The 519-nt window shown below is 76.7% G+C and carries 1 pseudogene; it reads right to left on the reverse strand.

The window, feature by feature from the left end:
• A pseudogene (locus G3I65_RS42935) lies at positions 1-519 on the reverse strand (chromosome segregation protein SMC); the annotation flags it as partial.

The raw sequence follows: 519 nt of genomic DNA on the forward strand, positions 1-519 counted from the left end.
GCCTTGCCGGCGATGCTGCGGGCCCGCTCTTCGGAGGTGCGCTGCGCGAGCCGCGCCTCCATCTCCTGCTGCCGGACGACGGCCAGCTCCTCGACGGCGGCGTCGCGCTCGGCGGTGTCCGGGTCGTCCTCGACGGGCTGCTCGGCGACGGCGGCGAGCCGTTCCTCCAGCTCGGCGAGCTGGGCCAGGGCCTGGACGCGGCTCTGCTCGACCTTCGCGCGCTGCCCGGAGAGCCGCTCGACCTCGGCTTGGGCCTGGCGGGCGGCCTGCTGCATCCGGTTGAGCCGCTCGGAGGACCGGGCGCGCCGGACCTTGGCTTCGCCGAGCGCGTCCTTGGCCTGGGAGACCTCTTCGCGGCGCGCCTGCTGCTCGGCGCGGGCGCCTTCCAGCTCGGCCGCGTACCGCTCCAGCGAGCGCTCGGCCAGCCGGAGCCGCTCGGCCGCCTCGTCGACGGCGGCCTGGACCTCGATCACGCTCTCGCGCTTGCCGGAGCCGCCGATCGCCCAGCGGGCGCCGAAG

It is taken from the genome of Amycolatopsis sp. SID8362 (assembly GCF_010550475.1).
Classification (GTDB): Bacteria; Actinomycetota; Actinomycetes; order Mycobacteriales; family Pseudonocardiaceae; genus Amycolatopsis; species Amycolatopsis eburnea.